The organism is Enterobacter cloacae complex sp. Mu1197 (genome assembly GCF_040059225.1).
Lineage (GTDB): Bacteria > Pseudomonadota > Gammaproteobacteria > Enterobacterales > Enterobacteriaceae > Enterobacter > Enterobacter quasiroggenkampii.
Genome location: NZ_CP157375.1, coordinates 639,830 through 665,450 on the forward strand (window position 1 = coordinate 639,830; position 25,621 = coordinate 665,450).

Consider the following 25,621-nt stretch of genomic DNA (forward strand, 5'->3'; position numbering starts at 1 on the left):
GTCTATGTTGTCATTGCATGGTAAGCATGGCGTTGTCATTAGCCGGATGCCCGTGATGCAAAACGGGTTAGGGGGCGTGATGGCACGTCATTTCCCCGATTTTGAATTGAGCTATTGCCGCTCATTGCAGGAATTAACGCTGCTCCAGTTACGCCGCGCGGACGTCATTATTGCCGATATTTCAGGCGAATACAGGAATCCTCGGGGTGCGCTTGAAGAATATTACAGTTTATTGAATCAATACCGGGACATTCACTGGATCTTTTTAGTCTCGCGTCCGCTTTACCCTATTGCGGTTGAGTTACTTATGCGCCCGGAAAGTACGTTGCTTTCTGATATGGAACCCATTGAAGGCGTGGTTAACGCGATTCGGGCAGGGAGTGAGCGGGCAGAGCGGATAAGCCAGACGTTATTAACCCCGGAGCCTCAGGGCACGGAGGATGAAAACGAACATGTTATCGCGCTCACGCACTCCGAACGTAAGGTCCTGCGTCTGTTAGGGAAAGGATGGGGGATTAACCAAATCGCCACATTGCTTAAGAAGAGCAATAAAACCATCAGTGCGCAGAAAAACAGTGCGATGCGACGGCTTTCATTACGCAGCAATGCGGATATGTACGCCTGGATCAACAGTACACAGGGAATGAGAGAGCTGAGTTTGTTGTCAGCCTATGGAGAGTTCGAGGAATGGAAAAAACCGATTCAACAAGACATATCGCCATCATCGAAAGTTGCACGATGACGGCTGTCGGGCTACAGCATCTTTTTGCGATGCCCGGCCTGAGCCATTATCAGCTACACCTGTTTAGTGAATTTGACAGCTTTAAGAATGCACTTCGTCACGTTAATTTTTTCTCGCTGCTCTATTCCCTTTCCGATGCGCGAGAGGAGCGCCGTAACTGCCTGGCGCACCTGCGGGACCTTGCGTTTACGCACGGCCATATCCAGCGCATCATTTTGGTTTCTGACGAGATGGAAGCACGGCTAATTAGTCATCTTTCACCATCACGCCTGCACGGTGTCGTCAGTAAATCGGTGACGCTTGAGCATCTGCAGAAGGAACTCGTGGAGTTGCTGAGCGAAACGCTGCGTATCAATGACAATATGCTGAATCACTGGTACCGGAGCCAAAACAGGATGCTGAGCCCCACAGAACGGGCAATATTGCGTTATATGTCCTGCGGGTATTCCATCCCTGAAATCGCGGCACATCTTGAACGGAATATTAAGACCATCCGGGCACATAAGTTTAATGCGATGGTGAAACTGGGCGTGAATTCAGACGTAGGGTTACTCGATGCGGCAGATATTATTACGCATCTTCCTGCAAGAGAGCCGCAATGTTTGACTCTCCTCACGCCCACCTTTTTATAAACCGTTTTTTGCGCGCCAGATACGCTCTGGCGCGTCAATCAGATACAGACATCCACCCATTTTGCGGAAGTCAGCTCTGCCATTCTGTCAGGTGAAATGCGCACAGCGCTGTGAATTGCACCTGCGGCAGGCAGCACTTCGGCGTACTGCTTTAAAGAGATATCGCAATATACCGCGAGCGGGTTTTCCAGCCCGAACGGGCACACGCCGCCAACGGGATGACCGGTGATGGTCACCACTTCATCACTGCTGAGCATGCGCGCTTTCGCACCAAACGTGTCTTTCAGCTTTTTGTTATCCAGACGCGCATCGCCTTTCGCCACGACCAGAATCACCTCATTTTTAACCTTGAGTGACAGGGTTTTGGCGATTTGTCCCGGCTCGACACGATGGGCGGCAGCAGCCAACGCAACGGTAGCAGTACTTTGACTAAGCTCAATAACGTCTATATCCGGCGCGTTGTCGGCAAAAAACTGCTGTACAGACTGCAAACTCATTGTTTCCTCCTGACAAATATCCTGCGTAATCTGTCATAAGAAATTATGCTCTGTAAATATCTCTTAAGTAACAAATATCCCAAACGGCTGATTTCTGGATCCTCTTCACAATCACAGAAACCGGTTACAGTAACCGGTTGCAGAGCGGGAAGCGTAGATTAATACTGAGTACGTAACGTCCCCTGTATCCAATAATAAGAGCCAAATATGAAACCATATCGTCTGAGCAGTACCGCTGGTTGGCAAGCCAGCAAGGTTGTGAAGCTGATGTATGGAACAACGTGCGGCGCGTATGTGCCCGTAACAAACGTCTGACAGGAGATCTGCCATGTCTGCCAACCATGCTGCGTTTAACCTGATATTCCGTTTCGTCGAAAATTACGTCAGCCCGATAGCCGGGCGGATCTCGTCCCAGCGTCATGTTATGGCTATTCGTGACGGGTTCATCTCCGCGATGCCATTTATGATTGTGGGTTCGTTTTTGTTAGTGTTCGCTTACCCACCTTTTTCGCCTGATACCACCTGGGGTTTCGCCCGCGCCTGGCTGGATATGGCGAAGCAGTTTGAGGGCCAAATCCTGACGCCGTTTGATATGACAATGGGCATTATGTCCATTTATATCTGTGCGGCGATTGCCTATAACCTTGGCAAACACTACGTCAAATCTCATCAGCTGGACCCGTTTATGTGCGCCATGCTGTCGCTGATGGCGTTTCTGCTGGTCGCAGCACCCAAAACCAAAGGCACGCTCCCTGTCGACAGTCTGGGGGGAACGGGCATTTTTACCGCGATTCTGGTGGCGATTTACTGCGTTGAAATGATGCGTTTCCTCAAAGCGCATAACATCGGCATTCGCCTGCCGGACCAGGTCCCGCCGATGATCAAAAACTCTTTTGATCTGCTGATCCCGGTGCTGGTGGTGGTGGTGACCCTCTATCCTCTGAGCCTGGTGATTCAGTCTCAGTTCGGCATGCTGATCCCGCAGGCCATTATGTCGGTCTTTAAACCTCTGGTTTCCGCGGCGGATTCTTTGCCTGCGATCCTGCTGGCCGTGTTGATTGGTCATCTGCTGTGGTTCGCCGGGATCCACGGCGCCGCCATCGTCTCCGGAATGTTGCAGATGTTCTGGCTGACTAACCTGGGCGCTAACCAGACCGCACTGGCCGCCAGCCAGCCTCTGCCGCATATCTTCATGGAGGCGTTCTGGACGTTCTTTATCGTGATTGGCGGGTCGGGCGCCACGATGGGGCTGGTGATTTGCTATCTGCGTAGTCGTTCAGCGCATTTACGCTCTATTGGCCGTTTGAGCGTGGTTCCCAGCTTCTTTAACATCAACGAGCCGGTCATTTTCGGTACGCCAATCGTGATGAACCCGGTGTTCTTTATTCCGTTCCTGCTGGCACCGATGGTCAACGCCGTGCTGGCGTGGGCGGCGATGACGTTTGATTTGATTGGGCGCGTCATCTCGGTCGTTCCCTGGACGGCACCGGCGCCGATAGGCGCAGCGTGGGCCCTGGGCTGGGACTTCCGCGCGGCTATTCTGGTTGTGGTTCTGGCCTGCGTATCGGCGATCATCTACTTCCCGTTCTTCAAAGTGTATGAGAAGCAGCTGCTGGAGCAGGAAGCGGAAGAAGCGCAGCGTAGCGCGGAAGAGGACAATCAACAGGTGGCATAGGTAAAAACAAAACGGCAACGCAGGTTGCCGTTTTTTGTTTTTGTAGGCCAGGTAAGCGAAGCGCCACCGGGCAATTCACTGCTCTACTTCAGCGTGCAATCCCCACACTGCTTAACGTCCGGCAGGCGATAACGCTGGCAGCAGGTGCGGCGAACCAGAAGCCCGTCACGGAGTACAACGGTGCGGAATAGCGGGTTGTCACGGCCATCGGAAAGCTGCCTGGCAAAGAAACAGGACTGACGCAGGGCCTCAACGTTCTCATCACCGAGCAGCGGCTTCATTTCTGTTAAATACCAGTGGATTAAATAGCCCGTATTGCTCCAGATAAGCTTCCCGTTAATCTCTCCCGTCGCTTCCAGCGCTTCCACCACCGGGATCAGAGTCTGGGTGATGAGCTGCTCCATACGTTCCTGAGCCGTCAGGGGTTCAGCGCTGTGGTTTTCGTGGAGATCAATCCAGAAGCAGGCAGCACGTCCGGTTTCGTGAAACTCAACATGGAAATTATCCGGCGAGAGTTCCAGCATGCTCTTCTGTGTTAACAGCGCCAGCATGAGCGGCGGCACCATCAACCCGATATACCACTGCGCCCAGAGAGAGAGCAGGGGTTTATTTTCCCGCGTAAGGGTGGGTTGATTGCGATAGATATGGTCGGAATAGGTGGCCAGCAGCGATTGCAGCTTTGACGGCTGTCGCCACTCTGAGAGCGTCATCGCGTGGGACGGGGGCGCTTCGTCAAGCCGGATAAAATCCAGCAGGTGGGCGCGCGTTTCCGCAATTTTGTCCCGTATCGCATCTGCAAGCGAAGCATTCCCGCTGGTGAGCGGCGCTCGCCAGAGGAGAGGTTCGACGATGTGTGCAGTATGCGTGGCCATAGTATAGATAGAAATCTAAATGATAATGATTGCCAATCCTAACTATTGCTCATACCAATGGCAAGACTTTTGTCCGGGTGACATCGTCGTTATGTCTACACCGTCTGAATCTCTTCACTTAACAGAATGTTATTGCGTCCCATATGCTTTGCTTCATAGAGGGCTTTGTCCGCTTTTTCCAGCGCGCCTTCCACGTCTTCATCCTCGAAAATGGCGATACCAATGCTGATGGTGACGTTTGTCGCGACGCTTTCGTTAAACAGATGCGGGATTTTCAAATCATAGACTTTCTGACGGATCCGCTCGGCCGTCTGGCGGGCGTGTTCGAGTGAAATGTTGGTCAGCAGCACCATAAACTCTTCCCCACCAAAACGCGCCACAATATCGCGAGAACGCACGGCATCGCGGATTGCTGCAGAGACGCGCTTCAGCGCCTGGTCGCCCATCATATGGCCGTAATGGTCGTTATAGGCTTTGAAGTGGTCGATATCCATCAGCAGAACAAAGTGCTCGCCATTTTCTACCGTGGGCAGATTCTCCAGACGGCTTTGCAGACCGCGACGATTATAGAGCCCGGTAAGCGGGTCCATCATGCTGAGATCGGTAAGGGTTTCTCGTTCTTCCAGAAGGCGAGAGAGCAGCTCCTGAGCGAAACGGTCGTTGCGTCTTTGCAAAATGTTATGAATAGCAATTGCCACCACAGGAAGTGCGAAAGAATAGGTCATTCTCAGCCATATATCGTGATCGCTTAACCACAGGCAGACAATAAAGGTGGGCAGTGAATGCAGCGTAAAGGCTTTGATATTACTGGCGAACGCCAGCGTGCCGATAAAAAGCACCGTTAAAAGGGCGATTAACAAATACGTCGCATGATCGTGGGTAATTAAGGCGAATTTGGAGACAATTTGCCATGCCCACAAAATACCGAAGATCCCTGAAACGACAGGAATATTTATCTTCCGCGCGCGCTTTCTCCAGTGCCAGATGAACAGGCCGGTACTGATGGAGAAAATAGCAATCAGAGGGGCGGAAAACAGTCGTACAGAATTGAGCGGGTTTGTTACCGAGAACACTGCCGAGGTTGCGTTCAGAAATAAAAATAAACGTAACGATAATTGATATTTTCTGTGAACCAAAGACCGCCAGGATTGTGATGTCATAGTCGTGTGTTTTTATTAAAATTTAATTAAAACAAATAAATAGATGTCGTTTCGCAATAAAATATGCAAAAAGCGCAAAGAGTAATTATCAGAAAATCTTTAGACGTTGTTAACAGGTGCGCAATTTATCACCTTAGGCAATTCCTGTCATTACGGGAAAGGTAAAGGTCGATGGATTTTGATTCATTCAGCTGACAAATGATAATCTCTGTCATATGATATTGGTTATCATTATCGTTGAAGGAGGGCAAATCATGTTGAACAGGGCGCTGGGCAGCGGTTGGGGGGTATTGCTACCGGGAGCCATTCTCGGCGGTTTGACGTTTGCCGATCTCTCTCTTGATACCTGGAAAGCCATCATTGTGTCAGGACTGTTAGTCACGTCAGGCATGATCTGGCATAAGCAACTGCGTCACTTTGTTTTACTGCCATCGTGTGTCGCGCTGGTCAGCGGAATTCTGGTGATACTGATGAGTTTGAAATAACAGGGAAAAGAAGATATTCAGAGGGGTTGTAAGATAATTGGTGCGAGGGGGGGGACTCGAACCCCCACATCCTAAGGACACTAACACCTGAAGCTAGCGCGTCTACCAATTCCGCCACCTTCGCACAGTCATCTTACTTTTTATTGCTATGTTGATATCGCCTCGTTGGTGCGAGGGGGGGGACTCGAACCCCCACATCCGTAAGGACACTAACACCTGAAGCTAGCGCGTCTACCAATTCCGCCACCTTCGCCCAGTGCGAGCAATATCATCGTGATTTATGGTGCGAGGGGGGGGACTCGAACCCCCACATCCGTAAGGACACTAACACCTGAAGCTAGCGCGTCTACCAATTCCGCCACCTTCGCATACCATCGATACTGTAAAAGTATCGTAACCACGGAGGCGCATTCTAGATGTTTTCAGCTTTACGTCAACAGAAAAGTGCGCGTGATGCCTTGATTGATGGAAAAATGGCCGATGGACGCGCCCTGTATAGCCGGATGGCGCTGTCGCGTATCCGGCCTACAAGGGAGGCGATTACTTTTTGGCCTGACGCGTCATTACGGTGCGGTAGACCTTAAAGCGGCCGGTCTGGGCGATAACTTCGTGGAAGCCAAAGGTTTCATCCAGCACTTTCGGGTACGCCAGGAAGGCGTTCGCGACGATACGCAGCTCACCGCCGCTGTTGAGGTGACGGGTTGCGCCACGGATCAGCGTTTGTGCCGCTTCCAGGCTGGTCTCCATACCGTCGTGGAACGGCGGGTTAGAGATGATCATGTCGAAGCGACCGGTGATATCGGAGAAGACGTTGCTGGCAATCACCTCGCCTTCAATGCCGTTTGCGGCAAGCGTTGCGCGGCTGGCTTCAACCGCCGGGGCGCTCACGTCACACAGGGTTAAACGCACCTTTGGCGAATGGCTGGCGAGCACGGTAGAAAGCACGCCCGCGCCGCAGCCCACGTCCAGCACTTTGCCTTTGGTGTGCGGCGTCAGAGTGGAAAGCAGCAGCTTGCTGCCCGTATCCAGCGCATCACGGCTGAACACGCCCGGCAGCGTTTTGATGGTCAGGCCGTCAAGCTGGTACTCATCCCAGTATGCCTGCGCATCAAACGTTGTCTGTTTTTCCAGACGGCCATGGTACAGACCACAGCGGCGAGCGCTGTCGACTTTGTTCAGCGGCGCATAGCCTTCCAGCAGCTGTTCCGCGCTACGCACGCCGCTGCGGTTTTCACCGACCACGAAAATATCGCAGCCGACCGGCAGCAGGGAGAGCAGGTTCATCAGCTGGAACTGGGCTTCCGGTTTATTCTTCGGCCAGTAGTAGATCAGCGTATCGCAGTCGGCGATGTCGCTCTGCTCTGCCACCAGGCTAAAGCGCGCGCGCTCGCCCATCTGGCGGCTCAGCACCTGCCAGTGGTGGTAGTATTGGGTGTGGGCACGGCTTTCAGCACAGTCGAAACGCGCGGGCAGGTCATCCTGCATATCTCCGGCAAACAGAATACGGCTTTCTTCGAAATCATCACTGTGACGCAGCAAGACTTCACTTGCCGGGGTAAATGCAGACATGAATTGTTCCTCAATAAACTCAGGCGGGGATTATAGTAGGTAGATGGCGCACTTTCGACACATTTGCTATATTTGCGCGCCTGAGAGACAGGAGTTTTCCCTATGACATCCCGACGAGACTGGCAGTTGCAGCAGCTGGGCATCACCCAGTGGGCTTTGCGTCGCCCGACGGCGTTGCAGGGCGAAATCGCCATCTCCATCCCGGCGCACGTTCGTCTGGTGATGGTGGCGGAAGAACTGCCTGCCCTGAATGACCCCCTGATCGATGATGTCCTTCGCAGCCTGAAGCTGACGGTCGACCAGGTTTTACCGCTGACGCCAGAGCGTGTCGCGATGCTGCCTCCTGATAGCCGCTGTAACAGCTGGCGTATCGGAGAGGCGAATGAGATCTCTCTTCAGGGGAGCCAGATCTGCTCGCCAGCGCTGGACGAACTGAAAGCCAACCCAAAAGCGCGCAGCGCGCTATGGCAACAAATCTGCGAATATGAACACGATTTCTTCCCTCACGACGCCTGACCTGTCCACAGCGTTCGCGATTGAAACACGCGCCCACGCGTTTCCGTGGAGCGAAAAAACCTTCGCCAGCAATCAGGGCGAACGGTATCTGAACTACCGCCTGGACGTTGACGGCACCATGGCCGCTTTCGCGATCACGCAGGTTGTTCTTGATGAGGCGACGCTGTTTAATATCGCGGTTGATCCCGCGTTTCAGCGCCGTGGGCTGGGAAGAGAACTGCTTGAGCATCTCATCCGTGAGCTCGAAACCCGTGACGTTTTCACCCTGTGGCTGGAGGTGCGCGCGTCGAATGTCGCCGCCATCGCGCTCTATGAAAGCTTAGGCTTTAACGAGGCGACAATCCGCCGTAACTACTACCCCACCGCAGAGGGACGTGAAGACGCCATCATAATGGCTCTGCCGATTGGATAATAAAAAATAAGGTTGTAACGATGAAATGGGACTGGATTTTCTTTGATGCCGACGAAACGCTGTTTACGTTCGACTCGTTCGGCGGCCTGCAGCGGATGTTTCTCGACTATAGCGTAACCTTCACCGCTGAAGATTTTCAGGACTATCAGGCGGTCAACAAACCGCTGTGGGTGGATTACCAGAACGGTGCCATCACCGCGTTACAGCTTCAGCACCAGCGCTTTGACGTCTGGGCGGAACGCTTAAAGGTCAGTCCGGGGACGCTGAACGAGGCTTTCCTTAACGCCATGGCCGATATCTGTGCGCCGCTGCCGGGCGCGGTTTCCCTGCTGAATGCGTTGAAAGGTAAGGTGAAACTGGGGATCATCACCAACGGTTTTACCGCCCTGCAGCAGATCCGCCTTGAGCGCACCGGCCTGCGCGATCATTTTGACGCGCTGGTGATCTCGGAAGAGGTTGGCGTGCCGAAGCCAGATCCGCGAATTTTCGACTACGCGCTGGCGCAGGCCGGCAATCCCGACCGCGATCGTGTCCTGATGGTGGGGGATACGGCAGAGTCAGATATTCTGGGCGGCATGAAGGCCGGTCTGTCGACTGTGTGGCTCAATGCGCATGGCCGTGAGAAGCCTGACGGCATCGAGCCGACCTGGACCGTGACGTCGTTGAACGAACTGGAGCAACTCCTGTGTAAACAATGATTGCCTGCCCCCCGTTGATGGGTAAAATAGCCGCAATTTTGTATTCCATGATGCGTGGCGTGCTGCCGCGCTTATAAAAGAAGATTTAATTATGACGTTGTCTCCTTATCTGCAAGAGGTGGCCAAGCGCCGCACTTTTGCCATTATCTCGCACCCCGATGCCGGTAAAACGACCATCACTGAGAAGGTATTGCTGTTCGGACAGGCGATCCAGACTGCGGGTACCGTTAAAGGCCGTGGCTCCAGCCAGCATGCAAAATCCGACTGGATGGAGATGGAAAAACAGCGTGGTATTTCGATTACCACCTCCGTGATGCAGTTCCCGTATCACGACTGCCTGGTGAACCTGCTGGACACCCCGGGCCACGAAGACTTCTCCGAAGATACCTACCGTACCCTGACGGCGGTGGACTGCTGTCTGATGGTGATCGACGCCGCGAAAGGTGTAGAAGATCGTACCCGTAAGCTGATGGAAGTGACCCGTCTGCGCGATACGCCGATCCTCACCTTTATGAACAAACTCGACCGTGACATCCGCGATCCGATGGAGCTGATGGATGAAGTGGAAAACGAGCTGAAGATCGCCTGTGCGCCAATCACCTGGCCGATTGGCTGCGGTAAGCTGTTCAAAGGCGTTTATCACCTCTATAAAGACGAAACCTACCTGTATCAGACCGGTAAAGGCCACACCATTCAGGAAGTGCGCATTGTTAAAGGTCTGGACAACCCGGATCTGGACGCGGCGGTCGGGGAAGAGCTGGCCGCGCAGCTGCGCGACGAGCTGGAGCTGGTCAAGGGCGCGTCTCACGAATTCGACAAAGAGCTGTTCCTGAGCGGCGAAATTACCCCGGTCTTCTTCGGTACCGCACTGGGTAACTTCGGCGTTGACCACATGCTCGACGGTCTGGTGGAGTGGGCGCCGCAGCCGATGCCGCGCAAAACCGACACCCGTGAAGTGGAAGCAAAAGAAGAGAAGTTCACCGGCTTCGTATTTAAGATTCAGGCCAACATGGATCCGAAACACCGTGACCGCGTGGCCTTTATGCGCGTGGTGTCCGGTAAATATGAAAAGGGCATGAAGCTGCGCCAGGTGCGTATCGGGAAAGACGTTGTCATCTCTGACGCGCTGACCTTTATGGCGGGTGACCGTTCGCACGTTGAAGAAGCCTATCCGGGCGACATCATCGGTCTGCACAACCACGGCACCATCCAGATCGGCGACACCTTCACGCAGGGTGAAATGATGAAGTTCACCGGTATTCCGAACTTCGCGCCGGAACTGTTCCGTCGCATTCGTCTGCGCGATCCGCTTAAGCAGAAACAGCTGCTGAAAGGCCTGGTTCAGCTCTCCGAAGAGGGCGCCGTGCAGGTCTTCCGCCCGATTGCGAACAACGATCTGATCGTTGGTGCGGTCGGCGTGCTGCAGTTTGACGTGGTCGTTGCGCGCCTGAAGAGCGAATACAACGTAGAAGCGATTTACGAATCGGTGAACGTCGCGACCGCGCGCTGGGTTGAGTGTTCTGACGTGAAGAAATTCGAAGAATTTAAGCGTAAGAATGAAGTTCAGCTGGCGCTGGATGGCGGCGATAACCTGACCTATATCGCGCCAACGATGGTCAACCTGAATCTGACGCAGGAACGTTATCCGGACGTTCAGTTCCGTAAAACCCGCGAGCACTAATCCCCTCTCAGAGCACGGCAGCAGCCGTGCTCTTCTTTTATTCCTGTCTTATTAATCCCTTGCGGAATGTTCTTAATTCAACGCAATTTCACGCTATTCGCGCGTTTTTTACCCAATTCTGAAAGCGGCTCTGTGAGAGTGATCTATATTTAACTCAGTGTTTAACACCGGGCGTGGATAAATTAACTGTTCAATGCATGGCTTTAGGTTATCCATTTTGCCCGCGTGTTTATTCGCAATATATATCACTACTAAGGAAGTACGTAGCCCGAATAACGGGTCAACACAGGAATAGATCGATGAATATGACAAGACTGAAGATTTCTAAAACTCTGCTGGCTGTAACACTGGGTAGCGTTCTGGTGAGCGGCTCCGCCCTGGCGGAAAGCAGCACCATGGATAAAGCACAATCCACGGCTGACAGCGCAGGGCAAAAAATCGATAGCTCTATGAATAAAGTCGGCAATTTCATGGATGACAGCTCTATCACAGCAAAAGTGAAAGCCGCACTGGTGGATGATGAAGCCATCAAGAGCACCGATATTTCCGTTAAGACCGACAAAAAAGTGGTCACGCTGAGCGGCTTTGTTGAAAGCCAGGCTCAGGCAGAACAGGCGGTGAAAGTGGCGAAAGGCGTCGAAGGCGTTGCCTCCGTCAGCGATAAGCTGCACGTCCGTGACGGCAAAAACGCGTCGGTGAAAGGTTATGCCGGTGATGCAGCCACCACCAGCGAAATCAAAGCTAAACTTTTAGCAGATGACATCGTGCCGTCCCGTAAGGTGAAAGTGGAAACCACCGATGGTGTGGTTCAGCTTTCCGGTACGGTAGATTCGCAGGCGCAAAGTGAACGTGCCGAGTCCATTGCGAAAGCGATTGATGGTGTGAAAAGCGTTAAAAACGATCTGAAAACGAAGTAAATCTGGACCATTCGCCCGTCTGGCTAAAACCTGCGGGCGATATAAGAACGAATCTGGAAAAACGCCGGTGAGTGACCTGAGCGCTCACGTTTAGCGGCCGACATTAACTATGGTAAAGGAGAAGCTTATGTTTCGTTGGGGCATTATATTTCTGGTTATCGCGTTAATTGCCGCCGCATTGGGCTTTGGTGGACTGGCAGGTACAGCGGCATGGGCAGCTAAAATTGTCTTCGTTGTCGGTATTATTCTGTTCCTGGTCAGCCTGTTTACGGGGCGTCGACGTCCGTAGCAAACGCAATATTCCGTCAACAAAATAAAGCCAGTCACTGCGACTGGCTTTTTCTTATTTGCGTAACAGGTCGGGTGCGTTACTGTGGTGTTATAAAATAATCAAAACAGGAAAGCAGAGGTGGGGCAACGAATTCCCGTTACGCTCGGCAATATTGCGCCGCTGACGTTAAAACCGTTTCGCGCAGGTCAACTCGCGCTGGTCTGCGAGGGTGGCGGACAGCGCGGCATTTTTACCGCTGGCGTGCTGGACGAATTTATGCGCGCGCAGTTCAACCCGTTTGACCTGTACTTCGGCACGTCTGCCGGGGCGCAGAACCTCTCTGCCTATGTCTGTAACCAGCCCGGCTACGCGCGAAAGGTCATCATGCGCTACACCACGGCGAAAGAATTTTTTAATCCGGTGCGGTTTGTGCGCGGCGGTAACCTGATCGACCTCGACTGGCTGCTGGAATCAACCTCCAGCCAGATGCCGCTGGCCATGGATACCGCGGCCCGCCTGTTTGATAGCGGTAAAGAATTCTGGATGTGCGCCAGCCGAGGGGATGACTATTCGCCGGGCTATTTTTCTCCGCAGAAGGAGAACTGGCTGGACATCATCCGCGCCTCCAGCGCCATTCCCGGTTTTTATCGTACCGGTGCGCTGCTGGACGGCATTAGCTATCTGGACGGCGGGATCAGTGACGCCGTGCCGGTGCAGGAAGCCGCCCGTCGCGGGGCGAAAACCATTGTGGTGATCCGTACCGTACCGTCGCAAATGTATTACACCCCGCAGTGGTTTAAGCGGATGGAGCGCTGGCTGGGCGACAGCAGCCTGCAGCCGCTGGTGAACATCGCGAAGCAGCATGAAACCACCTACGGCGCGATGCAGCGTTTCATTGAAAAGCCGCCGGGTAAGCTGCGTATTTTTGAAATTTATCCGCCTAAGCCGCTGCTGAGCATGGCGCTGGGCAGCCGCGTCCCTGCGCTGCGCATGGATTACAAAACGGGGCGGCTGTGTGGACGCTACTTCCTGGCGACGGTGGGGAAAATGCTGGCGGAGCAACCGCCGCTTCATCGCCATAAATGCATTATTACGCCGCCTGCGATTGTCGCCAACGACGCTCTGACGGTGCCCCTGGTGGACATTCCGCAGGCGAATGACGCTTTACTGGATAACGAGGATCTGGCGTGATGCACCGCTTTGTCGATACCCATTGCCACTTTGATTTCCCACCGTTTACGGGAGATGAAGAACACAGTATTGCGAAAGCGGCTGACGTAGGCGTTCAGGCCATTATTGTGCCTTCAGTGGAAGCGGCTTACTTTTCCCGCGTGCTGAATCTTTCCACGCGTCACCCTGCGCTCTATGCGGCGCTCGGCCTGCATCCGATCGTGATTGAGCGGCATCGTGATGAGCACATTGATGGACTTGATGAGATCCTGCGGACCGCAGGCGACAAGCTTGTCGCCATCGGTGAGATCGGCCTCGATCTTTATCGCGAGGACCCGCAGTTTGAGCGCCAGCAGACGATCCTCGACGCGCAGCTCAGGCTGGCGAAGCGTCACGATCTGCCGGTGATCCTTCATTCAAGACGCACGCACGATAAGCTGGCAATGCACCTGAAGCGTCACGATCTGCCGCGCAGGGGCGTCGTACACGGTTTCTCCGGCAGCCTGCAGCAGGCGCAGCGTTTCATTGAACTGGGCTACAAAATTGGTGTGGGTGGCACCATCACCTATCCGCGCGCCAGTAAAACCCGTGACGTGATGGCACAGCTGCCGCTGTCGGCGCTTCTGCTGGAAACTGACGCGCCGGATATGCCGCTGAATGGTTTTCAGGGACAGCCGAATCGCCCGGAACAGGCGGCGCGCGTGTTCACCGCCCTGTGTGAACTGCGACAGGAGCCAGAAGAGGTAATTGCCGATGCGCTGCTGGAAAATACGCGTTCGGTATTTGGCATCACGCTATAGATAAAGCGCCGGGCGGATCACCGTTATTTTCTGTTTTTCCAGCGCCCGCGCCAGCGGTTCAACGTCTTCCGGCGTGGCGCTGCGCCATGACGCTGCCTCACCGTATACGCCGTGCGCATGAAACGCGTTAAGGCGGACCGGCACGTTTCCCAGCCCGTGGATAAACGCCGTCAACGGCTTGAGGTGTTCCAGATAATCACACTGCCCCGGAATCACCAGCAGGCGGAGCTCCGTCAAACGGTGGCGTTCTGCCAGCCAGCGGATACTCTGCTTGATCTGCTGATTGTCGCGTCCGGTCAGGAAGCGGTGGTGTTCGTTCCCCCATGCTTTCAGGTCCAGCATCGCGCCATCCAGTACCGGCAGCAGCTTTTGCCAGCCGGTTTCGCTTAACAAACCGTTGCTGTCGACCAGGCAGGTCAGATGATTCAGGGCGGGATCGGCTTTGATCGCGGCGAACAGCGTCACTAAAAACGGCAATTGCGTTGTGGCTTCACCGCCGCTTACGGTGATCCCCTCGATAAACGGTGCGGATTTGCGGACCTGGGTGAGGATCTCCTCCACGCTCAGGCGGTGCGCCATGGGCGTCGCCTGTTGCTGGCACAGGTGCAGGCAGGTGTCGCACTGCTGGCAGTCGCTCTCCTGCCACCAGACGCGCCCGGCCTGAATGGTCAGCGCGTCGTGCGGGCAGTGGGGCACGCAGTCCCCGCAGTCGTTGCAGCGGCCGATCGTCCACGGGTTGTGGCAGGTTTTACAGCGCAGGTTGCAGCCCTGCAGAAACAGGGCCAGGCGGCTGCCCGGCCCGTCCACGCAGGAAAAAGGAATGACCTGACTAACTAAAGCGCATCTGCTGTTCATGGCTAATCACGCGCGGCTGACGTTCCAGAATGCGGGTATTGCGTGCGGCTTCTTCCCCCAGCCACGTGGTGTTCGTTCTCGACCCTGCTTCCCGGTATTTCTCCAGATCCGATAGCCGCACCATATACCCGGTGACGCGCACCAGATCGTTACCCGCTACGTTGGCGGTAAACTCGCGCATACCCGCCCTGAACGCGCCCAGGCACAGCTGGACCACCGCCTGCGGGTTGCGTTTTACCGTTTCATCCAGCGTCAGGATATCGCTTATCCCGGAAGAGTAGTGCTTGTGATGGGGAGCCACCGCCAGCAGGTGGCTGATGGGATCCGGCTCGTCACCGTAGGGCAGGCGCGCGCCCGGCGTGGTGCCCGAATCGGAGCTGATCCCCGACTGCGCATGAAGCATCGCGCGCTGCTTCCAGCCGTATTTCACCGGCGTGTTTTCGACAAACGCTGCAAGCTGTTCGCTGATGCGATAGCCCAGCGCGTTGGCCTGTTCATCCTTTCCGTAACGTCCCGCGATGCCTGCTTTCTCACAGAGCACGTTTACCGCTTCTGCCAGACCGTACATGCCAAACATCGGTACAAACCGATCGGCATCAATCAGCCCCTCTTTCACCAGGAAGCTATTCTCAAAGAAGCCGGATTGTTGATACAGGAAATCGCAGCGGGCATTAATGATGGCCATTTGCTGCTGGCAGTAGTGCGGAAGGGCGCGCCTGAAGAAGTCTTCACTTGACGTGCTGTGTTCGGCGATGGCCTTGAGGTTGAGACGCACCAGGGTGCTGCCACCGCCAGCCAGAGGCAGGGAGTTGTAACAGCTCACCACGCCATAACGGCCTTTTGTGAAAATTTTATCATTCACCGGGCCATTAGAAATATGCGGTTTGCTGCATTCACATATGTTTTTCGCCACCTCAAGCAGTAAATCATCCGGGGTGATCTCTGGATCATAAATAAAGGTCAGGTTCGGCGCGACCTGCTTCAGCTCTGCATCGGCACGCAGAATGGCACGGGTGATGGGCGTATCTTCCGGCCCGATATTGGCATGCATAAAGGCATCCGGCAGCGTACGGTCAAGATAGCGCCAGAAACGTTTTATTCGGCTATTGATTTCTTCTTGTGTTAGAATTCTAACATACGGTTGCAGCAGCGCATCAAGCTGGCCGAGATAGACCGGCATCGATGTGACGGACGGAACATGATGGTAGAGGATGGTTAACAGCGAGAGGGCATCGTCGAGATCTTTTGCCCCTTCCAGCTCCAGCCATTCTGAACCGTTAGCCAGAAATTTTGCGTAATCCGGCAGAACGTAACGGGGTTTGTAAGGCGCATGGCCTTCGAACATGTCACAGATAAACCCCTCGACCAGCGCGGCGCGCGCAGCTTCAGGAAGTGCCGGATACGGCAGGTTGTTTTCCGCTTCCAGCGCCAGAAAATGACGTTTTTGTTCCGGGGTTAACACCGGGCTTGTCACAATCTGCTGGCAACGTTGCTGCAGGGCGTCGGGGCTGGAGTGGGGCATATTCGCTTCCTTGAATGTTCTGCGGATGATGAACGGATTGTAGAAAGCCTGCCTGTTGGCGCTTTTGATCCCACAGGGGGTATTGCTGCTTTAGTCGGCAATCTGCGCACTAAAGTTTGAAGAAGATCTCATTACAGTAATGCAAATTTGTACGCAGTTTTCATTAACTGTGATGAATGTCGAAGTGTGGATGCGGGTGGATGTTAGAATACTCACAGACCCGCAAGGTAAAATTTATACGGCACTGCCGTTGGAGATTGTTATGACCGATTTAACTGCAAGCAGCCTGCGCGCGTTGAAACTGATGGACCTGACTACCCTGAACGATGACGACACCAATGAGAAGGTCATCGCCCTGTGCCATCAGGCGAAAACGCCAGTGGGTAATACCGCAGCCGTTTGTATCTACCCGCGCTTTATCCCGATTGCCCGTAAGACGCTGAAAGAGCAGGGCACCCCGGACGTGCGCATTGCAACCGTGACTAACTTCCCGCACGGCAACGACGATATCGAGATTGCGCTGGCAGAAACCCGCGCGGCGATTGCCTACGGTGCAGACGAAGTTGACGTGGTGTTCCCTTACCGCGCGCTGATCGCCGGTAACGAGCAGGTCGGTTTTGACCTGGTGAAGGCCTGTAAAGACGCGTGTGCGGCGGCAAACGTGCTGCTTAAAGTGATCATCGAAACCGGCGAGCTGAAAGAAGAGGCGCTGATTCGTAAAGCGTCTGAAATCTCCATCAAAGCCGGTGCGGATTTCATTAAAACCTCTACCGGTAAAGTGCCGGTAAATGCGACCCCGGAAAGCGCGCGCATCATGATGGAAGTGATCCGCGACATGGGCGTGTCCAAAACCGTAGGCTTCAAACCTGCGGGCGGCGTGCGTACCGCCGAAGACGCGCAGCAGTTCCTGGCGATTGCCGACGAACTGTTCGGCGCCGACTGGGCCGATTCCCGTCACTACCGCTTCGGTGCGTCCAGCCTGCTGGCCAGCCTGCTGAAGGCGCTGGGTCACGGCGACGGTAAGAGCGCAAGCAGCTACTAAGTTTGAATTGCCGGGTGGCGCTACGCTTACCCGGCCTACCCGGATCGTGGTCGGGTAAACCGTACCCGCCACCATTCACCCGATTCCTCATGGGGGTTACCGTGTTTCTCGCACAAGAAATTATTCGTAAAAAACGTGATGGTCATGCATTAAGCGACGAAGAGATCCGCTTCTTCATCAACGGCATTCGTGATAACACCGTCTCAGAAGGGCAGATTGCGGCTCTGGCGATGACCATTTTCTTCCACGATATGTCGATGCCTGAGCGCGTGTCGCTGACCATGGCGATGCGAGATTCAGGAACCGTTCTGGACTGGAAAAGCCTCAACCTTAACGGCCCGATTGTGGATAAACACTCCACCGGCGGCGTGGGTGACGTGACCTCCCTGATGCTCGGCCCAATGGTGGCAGCCTGTGGCGGTTACATCCCGATGATCTCCGGACGCGGTCTGGGCCACACCGGCGGTACGCTCGACAAACTGGAAGCCATTCCGGGCTTCGATATCTTCCCGGATGACAACCGCTTCCGCGACATTATTAAAGACGTTGGTGTGGCGATTATCGGCCAGACCAGCTCTCTTGCTCCGGCAGACAAGCGTTTCTACGCGACCCGCGACATCACCGCGACCGTTGACTCTATCCCGCTGATCACCGCCTCTATCCTGGCGAAGAAGCTGGCAGAAGGGCTGGACGCGCTGGTGATGGACGTGAAGGTAGGCAGCGGCGCGTTTATGCCAACCTATGAACTCTCTGAGGCGCTGGCCGAAGCGATCGTTGGCGTCTCCAACGGCGCAGGCGTGCGCACTACCGCACTGCTCACCGATATGAACCAGGTGCTGGCTTCCAGCGCCGGTAACGCCGTCGAAGTGCGTGAAGCCGTCCAGTTCCTGACGGGGGAATACCGTAACCCGCGCCTGTTCGACGTCACCATGGCGCTGTGCGTTGAGATGTTAATCTCCGGCAAGCTCGCCAAAGACGACGCCGACGCCCGCGCGAAGCTGCAGGCGGTGCTGGACAACGGCAAAGCGGCGGAGATCTTCGGCCGCATGGTCGCGGCGCAAAAAGGCCCGACCGATTTCGTCGAAAATTACGCGAAGTACCTGCCAACCGCGACGCTCAGCAAAGCGGTGTATGCCGATAGCGAAGGGTTTGTCTCCGCCATGGACACCCGTGCCCTCGGCATGGCGGTGGTCTCAATGGGCGGCGGCCGTCGTCAGGCCTCAGACACCATTGATTACAGCGTCGGCTTTACCGATATGGCCCGTCTGGGCGACAGCGTTGACGGCCAACGTCCGCTGGCGGTGATCCACGCCAAAGACGAAGCCAGCTGGCAGGAAGCGGCGAAAGCGGTGAAAGCGGCCATCACGCTTGACGATAAAGCACCGGAAACCACACCGACTGTCTATCGCCGTATCACCGAATAGCGGTATACTGATCTGATCGATAATTTTTGAAGCACTACGTACGGAGAACAATTATGAAACGTGCATTTATTATGGTGCTGGACTCATTCGGCATCGGCGCAACCGAAGATGCAGAACGTTTTGGTGACGTGGGTTCCGATACCATGGGTCACATCGCGGAAGCCTGTGCGAAAGGCGAAGCGGACAACGGTCGTAAAGGCCCTCTGACTCTACCCAACCTGACCCGCCTTGGGCTGGTGAAAGCGCATGAAGGCTCTACCGGTAAAATCGCAGCCGGTATGGACGGCAACGCGGAAGTCGTGGGCGCCTATGCCTGGGCGCACGAGCTCTCCTCCGGTAAAGACACCCCGTCTGGCCACTGGGAAATCGCAGGTGTGCCGGTGCTGTTCGACTGGGGTTATTTCTCCGATCACGAGAACAGCTTCCCGCAGGAGCTGCTCGATAAGCTGGTGAAGCGTGCCAACCTGCCGGGTTACCTCGGCAACTGCCACTCTTCCGGTACCGTGATTCTGGACCAGCTCGGCGAAGAGCACATGAAAACCGGCAAGCCGATTTTCTACACTTCTGCTGACTCCGTGTTCCAGATTGCCTGCCACGAAGAGACGTTTGGCCTGGATAAACTCTACGAGCTGTGTGAAATCGCCCGCGAAGAGCTGACCGAAGGCGGCTACAACATTGGCCGCGTGATCGCGCGTCCGTTTATTGGTGACAAAGCGGGTAACTTCCAGCGTACCGGTAACCGTCACGATCTGGCCGTTGAGCCGCCGGCGCCAACCGTGCTGCAGAAGCTGGTCGATGAGAAAGACGGTCACGTGGTGTCCGTGGGTAAAATCGCGGATATCTACGCTAACTGCGGTATTACCAAAAAGGTCAAAGCGACCGGTCTCGATGCGCTGTTCGATGCCACCATCAAAGAGATGAAAGAAGCGGGCGACAAGACCATTGTCTTCACCAACTTCGTGGACTTCGACTCCTCCTGGGGTCACCGTCGTGACGTCGCGGGTTATGCTGCGGGTCTTGAGCTGTTCGACCGCCGTCTGCCGGAGCTGATGGAGCTGGTGGGTGAAGATGACATTCTGATCCTGACCGCGGACCACGGCTGTGACCCAACCTGGACCGGTACCGACCACACCCGCGAGCACATTCCGGTGCTGGTGTACGGCCCGAAAGTGAAGCCGGGCTCGCTGGGTCACCGTGAAACCTTCGCGGACATCGGCCAGACCCTGGCGAAATATTTTGGTACGTCTGACATGGAATATGGCAAGGCCATGTTCTGATGTCATTGCCCGGTGGCGCTTCGCTTACCGGGCCTACGGTTTTGTAGGCCGGGTAAGGCATAGCCGCCACCCGGCAAAAACAACAATGTAAAAGGAACTGAAGATGGCAACTCCTCACATTAATGCAGAAATGGGTGATTTCGCTGACGTTGTGTTGATGCCGGGCGACCCGCTGCGCGCGAAGCACATTGCAGAAACCTTCCTCGAAGACGTGCGTGAAGTGAATAACGTACGCGGCATGCTGGGCTTCACCGGTACCTATAAAGGCCGCAAAATCTCCGTCATGGGTCACGGTATGGGTATCCCATCCTGCTCTATCTACACCAAAGAGCTGATCACCGACTTCGGCGTGAAGAAAATCATCCGCGTGGGCTCCTGTGGCGCGGTGCGTATGGACGTTAAGCTGCGCGACGTGGTTATCGGCATGGGTGCCTGCACCGATTCCAAAGTAAACCGCATGCGTTTCAAAGACCATGACTTCGCGGCAATCGCTGACTTCGGCATGGTGCGTGACGCGGTTGACGCGGCAAAAGCGCTGGGCGTTGACGCGCGCGTGGGTAACCTCTTCTCTGCCGATCTGTTCTATGCACCAGACGGCGGCGAGATGTTCGACGTGATGGAAAAATACGGCATTCTGGGCGTGGAAATGGAAGCGGCGGGCATCTACGGCGTTGCGGCTGAGTTTGGTGCGAAAGCGCTGACCATCTGCACCGTGTCCGACCATATCCGTACTCATGAGCAGACCACTGCCGCTGAGCGTCAGACCACCTTCAACGACATGATCAAAATCGCGCTGGAATCCGTTCTGCTGGGCGATAAAGCGTAATGTTGTCTGCCGGGCGGCATTCGCTGCCCGGCATTTTCACTTCTTACAGATACACGACGCTGATCGTCGCCTGACCATCAAACTCGGTGTCTTCCGTCAGAGACAGCTTCTTCAGGTTTTCCACTGCCAGCGAGACGTTCAACGGGAAAGAGACGCTGGTCACCGCCATCGGGTCGGTTTTACCGGCAGATGCCACGCTCATCAGACCCAGGTCTTTGTTCGCAATGGTGCCACCATTGGCTTTCTGCCAGCGGCCCATGCCTGTACCGGCAGACAGCGCAGTACGGATTGGCTCAACCGTTGCGCCGTTCGCCGTGACGTCACCGGTGCTGGTATACACTGAGTATGCGCCGATGTTCTTACCGTCATGCGTTTTACCCAGACCAAAGGTCGAGATGCTGCCGCGCAGCTCGCCACCGTTAGACGTCGCGTTCATCACCTTCAGATTGGAACTGCTGCCGGTGCTGGCGTTGGTGTCCACGCGGTTATCCGCGATGCTCCAGCCCACTTTAGTCGGCGTTGGGCAGTTGATCGTGAGCGTCAGACCCTTTTCACCCAGCTGGGTTGCCTGGGTTTGAGAGAGATCGCCGACCTGGACGGTACCGAAATCGATCACGCCATTGTTGCTGAGTTCAGGCGTACAGGAATTGCCGGTCAGCGACGCTTTGACTTTCAGTACCGCTGTGTCACCCGCATGGGCACAGGTCGCTGCCAGTGCCAGTGCGGCGGCAAGGAGACTCTTTTTCATGGTTAATCCTTAACATAGATGTAATGAATATTAAATTGAATGGACGGATCCATAATTTAAAAGGTTTATTTTTCTTCTTACTCTTCACCCAAAAAATGAATATGGAGGTGAATTCTTTTACTCGCTTGTTAATAATTCCCAGGCGAGGGTGCTTTCCAGGTCGGTATTATCGGAAATTCTGCGCAGCTGGTTATTATTAATGATGGGTATAAGTTTTATGGTTACGCTCATTTGCTTGCCCTGAACCGGTGTCGCGTTTTGGCGAGCAATGATGCCGTCGTTGTTTTTCAGGAAAACATGTTCTTTGGGGCTGTCTGAAGAGGTAAATTTTACCCGGTCGGTGGTTTTGACGAGATCGTAGTGGCGTCCGTCTACCGTCATGTTGTTCGCGACCAGCGCCAGCCGTCCCTCCTGCCCAAACAGCACGCCGCCGTTGGCGCCAGACGCGGACTGCATGAACAGGGCCATGACCTGAGGCTGAGGGCAAAACACGTTGATCATCACCTCTTTTGCGGGCATGCGATTCCAGTTTTTCAGAGAGGCAGCAATATCGTCCTGTTTGAATCGGCCAAACGAGACGGTCGGCTGAGAAAGGGTCATCTGGCACTCCTCGCTGAATACCTGAGAGGCGAAAAATAATGTCAGACCGCTCAGCATCACGTTAACTATTTTCACTGGCATGTTCCTTCTGCTTTTTCGTAATAGGCGTCTTTATCTTTCTCTTCATTCAGCGTGTAGTGGATCTGGCATAAACGCGTCATATTGTCGTCCACGACATATAGCTCCGGCGTCGTCGAAGCATCGGAAATAAACACGCTGCCGTTATCCATCACGCTGACAATATAGTTGCTGTCTTTGTCCACGATACTTAGCCCTTTTTCGAGCCAGCCGCCATTGACATGTTTTACCTTCAGCATCACGCGACGGGTATTCAGCACCTGGAAATCGACCTGTGCAAATGAGCCGTAGGCCGCGGACACGGTCTGGATACCATTTGATAAATCCATCCCCTGTGGCAGCGAGCTGGTATTGATCACAATTTGTGATTTCTGCCACTCTCTGAGCCCGGGAACGACGGCTTGCCCCCAGTAATCTGTCCAGACGGTGCCATCGGGTGTGGTGATTTCTATCCCGCTTTCCGGCTCACTTAGCCTTGCAATGCCAAAGGTCTCTTTCACCGGGAAGGGGGCAAAGGTGAGGCCATGGCGGTGCATGACAATGCCACCCCCTAACGATGCGCTGTAGTTATGCTGGTTTCCGTCATTCAGACCGGCAGACAGCCCAAGTTGGGTATAGTGCAGGTTGGTCGTGATATTGCCGTTAAAGGACTGACTTTTGTCCTGATTATCGCGATCGGCAGAAATGTTGTAGTTGAGGTTTCGGCCGATAGAACCGCTGTCCTGGACGCCATAGTTTTGCTTTTCACCCTGAGTGCGCATGTAGGTACTGACGCGATCGTCGCCCAGAGGGACGATCAGGCTGACATAGAAGAGATCGTCATTGTTGCTGGTGCTGTTTTCTGTTTCGCTATTGCTCATGGCGTGTTGCCAGTTTACGGACAGCGAGGTACGCCCCAGGCTTTTGCTCCACGAGGCCATCAGATAGCGTGAGTCACCGCTGCTCTCATCGCCAGAGTTCGCGCTGTATTGTAAAGAGAGGGAGCCGATGTATTCGTTGTTCCAGCTGAGGCTGGTATTCCATGCGTTTTCATAGCTTTGCGATTCTTCGTCCATGGCTTCGGTGAGCTCACGAAAGTCGCTGTTATACTGAGATGCACTGACCCCGAGCGTCAGCTGCGCGGGGAGTAAAATATTGCTGCTGAGCTCAAACTTGCTGCCCCGCTGCGTATCATAAAAGCGGGACTGACTCAGCAACACGCTGGGTGAAATGAGCCAGTTTTCATTGACGGACCAGTCGAGCTTTGCACCGGTAGACTGGTATTTCTCGGCCAGCACGCTTGCCGCAACGGCAGTCAGGCGTGTGGTCAGGCTCGTACCGTCAGACACGGTGAACACCCAGGGGGAATTCTTTTCATCGCCACTGTCGCGAACCTGACCAAGTGCCAGATTTAACCCCTCGGCACGGTTGCTCCCGATGACGTTGAGGGCTGATGAGGGCACGGTGAAATGGGTTGTTGAGCCATCGGTTTCGATGACACTGACATCCAGGTCGACATTGCTGCGCAAAACCGGTACGTCCGGCAGCGTGAAGGGACCGGCATTGATCAGCGAAGAATAGATAACCTGACCGGACTGACGAACTTCAACGCGAGCCTGGTTTGTACGGGCAATACCGGAGACTTCCGTGACCTGAATATTGGGCTGAAGACCGGTTTCAGGCATGAGCTGGACCCCGGTAATTTGCGCGCCGCTAAACAGGGCGGAGTTGATATTGATTTGACCAACCTGCGCACGCATTTTTTTCTCTTCAAAAACGTGCTCAGCGTAGGTGTAAAGATTTTCGGCGCTGCGGGTGCCGTTATCGTCCGTCAGGATGTAGTTACTGCGCAGCGTCCAGTTTGCAATGTTAATGCCGGTGCCGATATTTCCCTGTGAAAACGTGCTGTTGCCACCGCTGCCATATTCGTTGTAGTTGGTGAAAGCGTTGTAGTTAATGAGGCCCGCAACGCCGCCGTGAGAGTAAAACCTGGCGGCATAGAACCCGTTATCCATGGCTTCTGCCGGAACGAATATCTCCAGTGACTCGGTGTTGGGCATGAGCTTAATCGTGGCTGAAGGGTAGTCTTTGAGCAGGTCATGACACGTCTCTTTTTCGCTGATATTTAGCGGTAAAAGCCCCACGGCGCTGATGAAATCATCATCAACGCAGAGCTGCCCTTCGTCCCCAATCTTGACGGCGAGGCTGCCCTTTTCAATGCCGTTTATTTTTACCTGCACGGCATGCTTGCCAGGCAGATAGCGTTGAGCTTCAGAGAAATAGTGGGCGAGGTTGGTACTGATGCCACGTGTCGCCAGAATATCCGTATTAAAGTCCACATCGGACGCATGCAGCGCGGAAGACGGCAGTAATGCTGCCACTACTGCCGCTCGGCGCATCCTGTTGCGCAATGATAGCTCAGTCACCAAAGCATCCCTGTCGTTTTAGCGTTTAAGGGGGGCTGTGTAGTTATCCACTTCAATCCCGTAGCGGCTCGCGGGGCTGAACTCTACTGCGTTATCGGCGCTACCCATCGGCTTGTCCATCTGCACTTTCATGGTTTCACCCGGCAGGATAAAGGTCTTGTTGACCAGCCCGGTTGCTCGCGATGGAAGTAGGGTAATGGCGGTTGAGAAGCGCACGACGTAAGGGGAGGTATTGCGCACCACAACCTCTTTTCCTTCCAGCGACCAGGTCAGTAACTTCCACGCGTCGGTGACGACAGGCAGACTTTTCGGATGGATCAGTACCGGCAGATCCTGGCGAAGGTTAATCCCCACCTTCACGTTTTTATCTTTGCTCTTCGGCGGAATGCCTTCGAAGATCACGCGCTTATAGTGTTCGACCGTGAGAGGTTTATCGGTTTCAAGAATAAAACGCACCTGCTGTTCCTGGCCAGGCTCCAGACGAACAACGGGCTGGGTGACGTTGAGCTTTACGCCATTTTCCCCTTCGATATCGTTGATAGAGGTGTAGAGCAGAGTCGGTATGGTGTCGGTATTTTTGACGCTCATTACGCCGCCGTGGTTGGCTTCATCAATCATCAGCAGCGTGGTTTCAGGTACCATGCCTGCGGCGAACAGCGTGGTGGGAAGCGCGAATAAAAGGACGGAAAACAGGGATGACGTTTTCATTATTCTGGTCATGATTTTTTCGTGGTTAACGGTATTAAA

At 54.5% G+C, this 25,621-nt stretch carries 26 protein-coding genes and 3 tRNA genes; 16 read left to right on the forward strand and 13 right to left on the reverse strand.

What is annotated here, in order from left to right:
- Positions 1–4 precede the first annotated feature (4 nt).
- Both ABFV38_RS03005 and bglJ read left to right on the forward strand, forming a co-directional pair.
- Complete coding sequence (locus ABFV38_RS03005; RefSeq protein ID WP_048028599.1) at positions 5–742, forward strand: LuxR C-terminal-related transcriptional regulator; 738 nt, start codon at positions 5–7, stop codon at positions 740–742.
- Positions 739–1,374, forward strand: coding sequence for a DNA-binding transcriptional activator BglJ (bglJ, locus tag ABFV38_RS03010; RefSeq protein WP_235404389.1), 636 nt, complete (start codon positions 739–741; stop codon positions 1,372–1,374). The genes ABFV38_RS03005 and bglJ overlap by 4 nt, the downstream gene beginning before the upstream one ends.
- Before the next feature lie 38 nt (positions 1,375–1,412).
- On the opposite strand, the gene ABFV38_RS03015 is transcribed toward bglJ, so the two are convergent.
- Positions 1,413–1,871 (reverse strand): YbaK/EbsC family protein, encoded by a 459-nt coding sequence (locus ABFV38_RS03015; RefSeq protein WP_008502085.1) that lies wholly within the window; start codon positions 1,869–1,871, stop codon positions 1,413–1,415.
- Positions 1,872–2,199: 328 nt separating this feature from the next.
- Between ABFV38_RS03015 and ABFV38_RS03020 the strand changes: the two genes are divergently transcribed.
- The gene (locus ABFV38_RS03020) at positions 2,200–3,546 is read left to right on the forward strand and encodes a PTS sugar transporter subunit IIC (RefSeq protein ID WP_045907731.1); all 1,347 of its coding nucleotides are present in this window, start codon (positions 2,200–2,202) and stop codon (positions 3,544–3,546) included.
- A gap of 83 nt (positions 3,547–3,629) precedes the next feature.
- On the opposite strand, the gene fhuF is transcribed toward ABFV38_RS03020, so the two are convergent.
- A complete protein-coding gene (gene fhuF / locus ABFV38_RS03025) occupies positions 3,630–4,418 on the reverse strand; it encodes a siderophore-iron reductase FhuF (RefSeq protein WP_048028595.1) in 789 nt (262 codons plus the stop codon).
- A 95-nt stretch (positions 4,419–4,513) separates the two neighbouring features.
- Complete coding sequence (locus tag ABFV38_RS03030) at positions 4,514–5,578, reverse strand: GGDEF domain-containing protein (protein ID WP_348958466.1); 1,065 nt, start codon at positions 5,576–5,578, stop codon at positions 4,514–4,516.
- Positions 5,579–5,793: 215 nt separating this feature from the next.
- On the opposite strand from ABFV38_RS03030, the gene ABFV38_RS03035 reads away from it, so the two are divergent.
- On the forward strand, positions 5,794–6,063 hold the full coding sequence (locus ABFV38_RS03035; RefSeq protein ID WP_348958468.1) for a DUF1435 domain-containing protein: 270 nt from the start codon (positions 5,794–5,796) through the stop codon (positions 6,061–6,063).
- A gap of 38 nt (positions 6,064–6,101) precedes the next feature.
- On the opposite strand, the gene ABFV38_RS03040 is transcribed toward ABFV38_RS03035, so the two are convergent.
- The 4 genes from ABFV38_RS03040 to rsmC all read right to left on the reverse strand — a co-directional run bounded on the left by ABFV38_RS03040 (position 6,102) and on the right by rsmC (position 7,632).
- Positions 6,102–6,187 (reverse strand) — tRNA-Leu (locus tag ABFV38_RS03040).
- Positions 6,188–6,229: 42 nt separating this feature from the next.
- A tRNA-Leu gene (locus ABFV38_RS03045) sits at positions 6,230–6,316 on the reverse strand.
- 28 nt (positions 6,317–6,344) lie between these two features.
- Positions 6,345–6,431: transfer RNA gene (locus ABFV38_RS03050), tRNA-Leu, on the reverse strand.
- 172 nt (positions 6,432–6,603) lie between these two features.
- Positions 6,604–7,632 carry a 16S rRNA (guanine(1207)-N(2))-methyltransferase RsmC gene (gene rsmC / locus ABFV38_RS03055; RefSeq protein WP_262765767.1) on the reverse strand — a complete coding sequence of 343 codons (1,029 nt, stop codon included), beginning with the start codon at positions 7,630–7,632 and terminating at the stop codon, positions 6,604–6,606.
- 102 nt (positions 7,633–7,734) lie between these two features.
- Here rsmC and ABFV38_RS03060 point away from each other — a divergent pair, with 102 nt between their 5' ends.
- From ABFV38_RS03060 to ABFV38_RS03095, 8 genes are all read left to right on the forward strand, one after another.
- Positions 7,735–8,148, forward strand: coding sequence for a DNA polymerase III subunit psi (locus ABFV38_RS03060; RefSeq protein WP_348958469.1), 414 nt, complete (start codon positions 7,735–7,737; stop codon positions 8,146–8,148).
- A complete protein-coding gene (gene rimI, locus ABFV38_RS03065; protein WP_008502078.1) occupies positions 8,117–8,560 on the forward strand; it encodes a ribosomal protein S18-alanine N-acetyltransferase in 444 nt (147 codons plus the stop codon). The genes ABFV38_RS03060 and rimI overlap by 32 nt, the downstream gene beginning before the upstream one ends.
- Before the next feature lie 20 nt (positions 8,561–8,580).
- A complete protein-coding gene (gene yjjG / locus ABFV38_RS03070) occupies positions 8,581–9,258 on the forward strand; it encodes a pyrimidine 5'-nucleotidase (RefSeq protein ID WP_045907737.1) in 678 nt (225 codons plus the stop codon).
- A gap of 91 nt (positions 9,259–9,349) precedes the next feature.
- A complete protein-coding gene (gene prfC / locus ABFV38_RS03075; RefSeq protein ID WP_008502076.1) occupies positions 9,350–10,939 on the forward strand; it encodes a peptide chain release factor 3 in 1,590 nt (529 codons plus the stop codon).
- Between the two features lie 299 nt (positions 10,940–11,238).
- The gene (osmY, locus tag ABFV38_RS03080; RefSeq protein ID WP_008502075.1) at positions 11,239–11,856 is read left to right on the forward strand and encodes a molecular chaperone OsmY; all 618 of its coding nucleotides are present in this window, start codon (positions 11,239–11,241) and stop codon (positions 11,854–11,856) included.
- A 127-nt stretch (positions 11,857–11,983) separates the two neighbouring features.
- Positions 11,984–12,145, forward strand: coding sequence for a DUF1328 domain-containing protein (locus tag ABFV38_RS03085; RefSeq protein ID WP_003856556.1), 162 nt, complete (start codon positions 11,984–11,986; stop codon positions 12,143–12,145).
- A gap of 120 nt (positions 12,146–12,265) precedes the next feature.
- Positions 12,266–13,318 (forward strand): patatin family protein, encoded by a 1,053-nt coding sequence (locus ABFV38_RS03090; protein ID WP_348958470.1) that lies wholly within the window; start codon positions 12,266–12,268, stop codon positions 13,316–13,318.
- The gene (locus ABFV38_RS03095; RefSeq protein ID WP_348958471.1) at positions 13,315–14,097 is read left to right on the forward strand and encodes a TatD family hydrolase; all 783 of its coding nucleotides are present in this window, start codon (positions 13,315–13,317) and stop codon (positions 14,095–14,097) included. The genes ABFV38_RS03090 and ABFV38_RS03095 overlap by 4 nt, the downstream gene beginning before the upstream one ends.
- Here ABFV38_RS03095 and ABFV38_RS03100 read toward each other — a convergent pair.
- Positions 14,092–14,952 (reverse strand): YjjW family glycine radical enzyme activase, encoded by an 861-nt coding sequence (locus tag ABFV38_RS03100; RefSeq protein ID WP_348958472.1) that lies wholly within the window; start codon positions 14,950–14,952, stop codon positions 14,092–14,094. The two genes, ABFV38_RS03095 and ABFV38_RS03100, sit on opposite strands and share 6 nt — an antisense overlap.
- A complete protein-coding gene (locus ABFV38_RS03105; RefSeq protein ID WP_348958474.1) occupies positions 14,927–16,474 on the reverse strand; it encodes a YjjI family glycine radical enzyme in 1,548 nt (515 codons plus the stop codon). The genes ABFV38_RS03100 and ABFV38_RS03105 overlap by 26 nt, the downstream gene beginning before the upstream one ends.
- Positions 16,475–16,736: 262 nt before the next feature.
- Between ABFV38_RS03105 and deoC the strand changes: the two genes are divergently transcribed.
- From deoC to deoD, 4 genes are all read left to right on the forward strand, one after another.
- On the forward strand, positions 16,737–17,516 hold the full coding sequence (deoC, locus tag ABFV38_RS03110) for a deoxyribose-phosphate aldolase (protein WP_003856543.1): 780 nt from the start codon (positions 16,737–16,739) through the stop codon (positions 17,514–17,516).
- Between the two features lie 101 nt (positions 17,517–17,617).
- Complete coding sequence (gene deoA, locus ABFV38_RS03115; RefSeq protein WP_024908263.1) at positions 17,618–18,940, forward strand: thymidine phosphorylase; 1,323 nt, start codon at positions 17,618–17,620, stop codon at positions 18,938–18,940.
- A gap of 53 nt (positions 18,941–18,993) precedes the next feature.
- Positions 18,994–20,217 carry a phosphopentomutase gene (gene deoB / locus ABFV38_RS03120; RefSeq protein ID WP_014882457.1) on the forward strand — a complete coding sequence of 408 codons (1,224 nt, stop codon included), beginning with the start codon at positions 18,994–18,996 and terminating at the stop codon, positions 20,215–20,217.
- A gap of 103 nt (positions 20,218–20,320) precedes the next feature.
- Positions 20,321–21,043, forward strand: a complete 723-nt coding sequence (deoD, locus tag ABFV38_RS03125; RefSeq protein WP_045907741.1) for a purine-nucleoside phosphorylase — start codon at positions 20,321–20,323, stop codon at positions 21,041–21,043.
- 43 nt (positions 21,044–21,086) lie between these two features.
- Here deoD and ABFV38_RS03130 read toward each other — a convergent pair whose 3' ends face one another.
- The 4 genes from ABFV38_RS03130 to ABFV38_RS03145 form a co-directional block, all read right to left on the reverse strand.
- On the reverse strand, positions 21,087–21,791 hold the full coding sequence (locus ABFV38_RS03130; RefSeq protein ID WP_348958476.1) for a DUF1120 domain-containing protein: 705 nt from the start codon (positions 21,789–21,791) through the stop codon (positions 21,087–21,089).
- Positions 21,792–21,908: 117 nt separating this feature from the next.
- The gene (locus ABFV38_RS03135; protein ID WP_164712094.1) at positions 21,909–22,472 is read right to left on the reverse strand and encodes a hypothetical protein; all 564 of its coding nucleotides are present in this window, start codon (positions 22,470–22,472) and stop codon (positions 21,909–21,911) included.
- Positions 22,463–24,829, reverse strand: coding sequence for a fimbrial biogenesis usher protein (locus ABFV38_RS03140; protein WP_348958477.1), 2,367 nt, complete (start codon positions 24,827–24,829; stop codon positions 22,463–22,465). The genes ABFV38_RS03135 and ABFV38_RS03140 overlap by 10 nt, the downstream gene beginning before the upstream one ends.
- A 63-nt stretch (positions 24,830–24,892) precedes the next feature.
- The gene (locus ABFV38_RS03145; protein ID WP_048028575.1) at positions 24,893–25,582 is read right to left on the reverse strand and encodes a fimbria/pilus chaperone family protein; all 690 of its coding nucleotides are present in this window, start codon (positions 25,580–25,582) and stop codon (positions 24,893–24,895) included.
- Between the last annotated feature and the right edge of the window lie 39 nt (positions 25,583–25,621).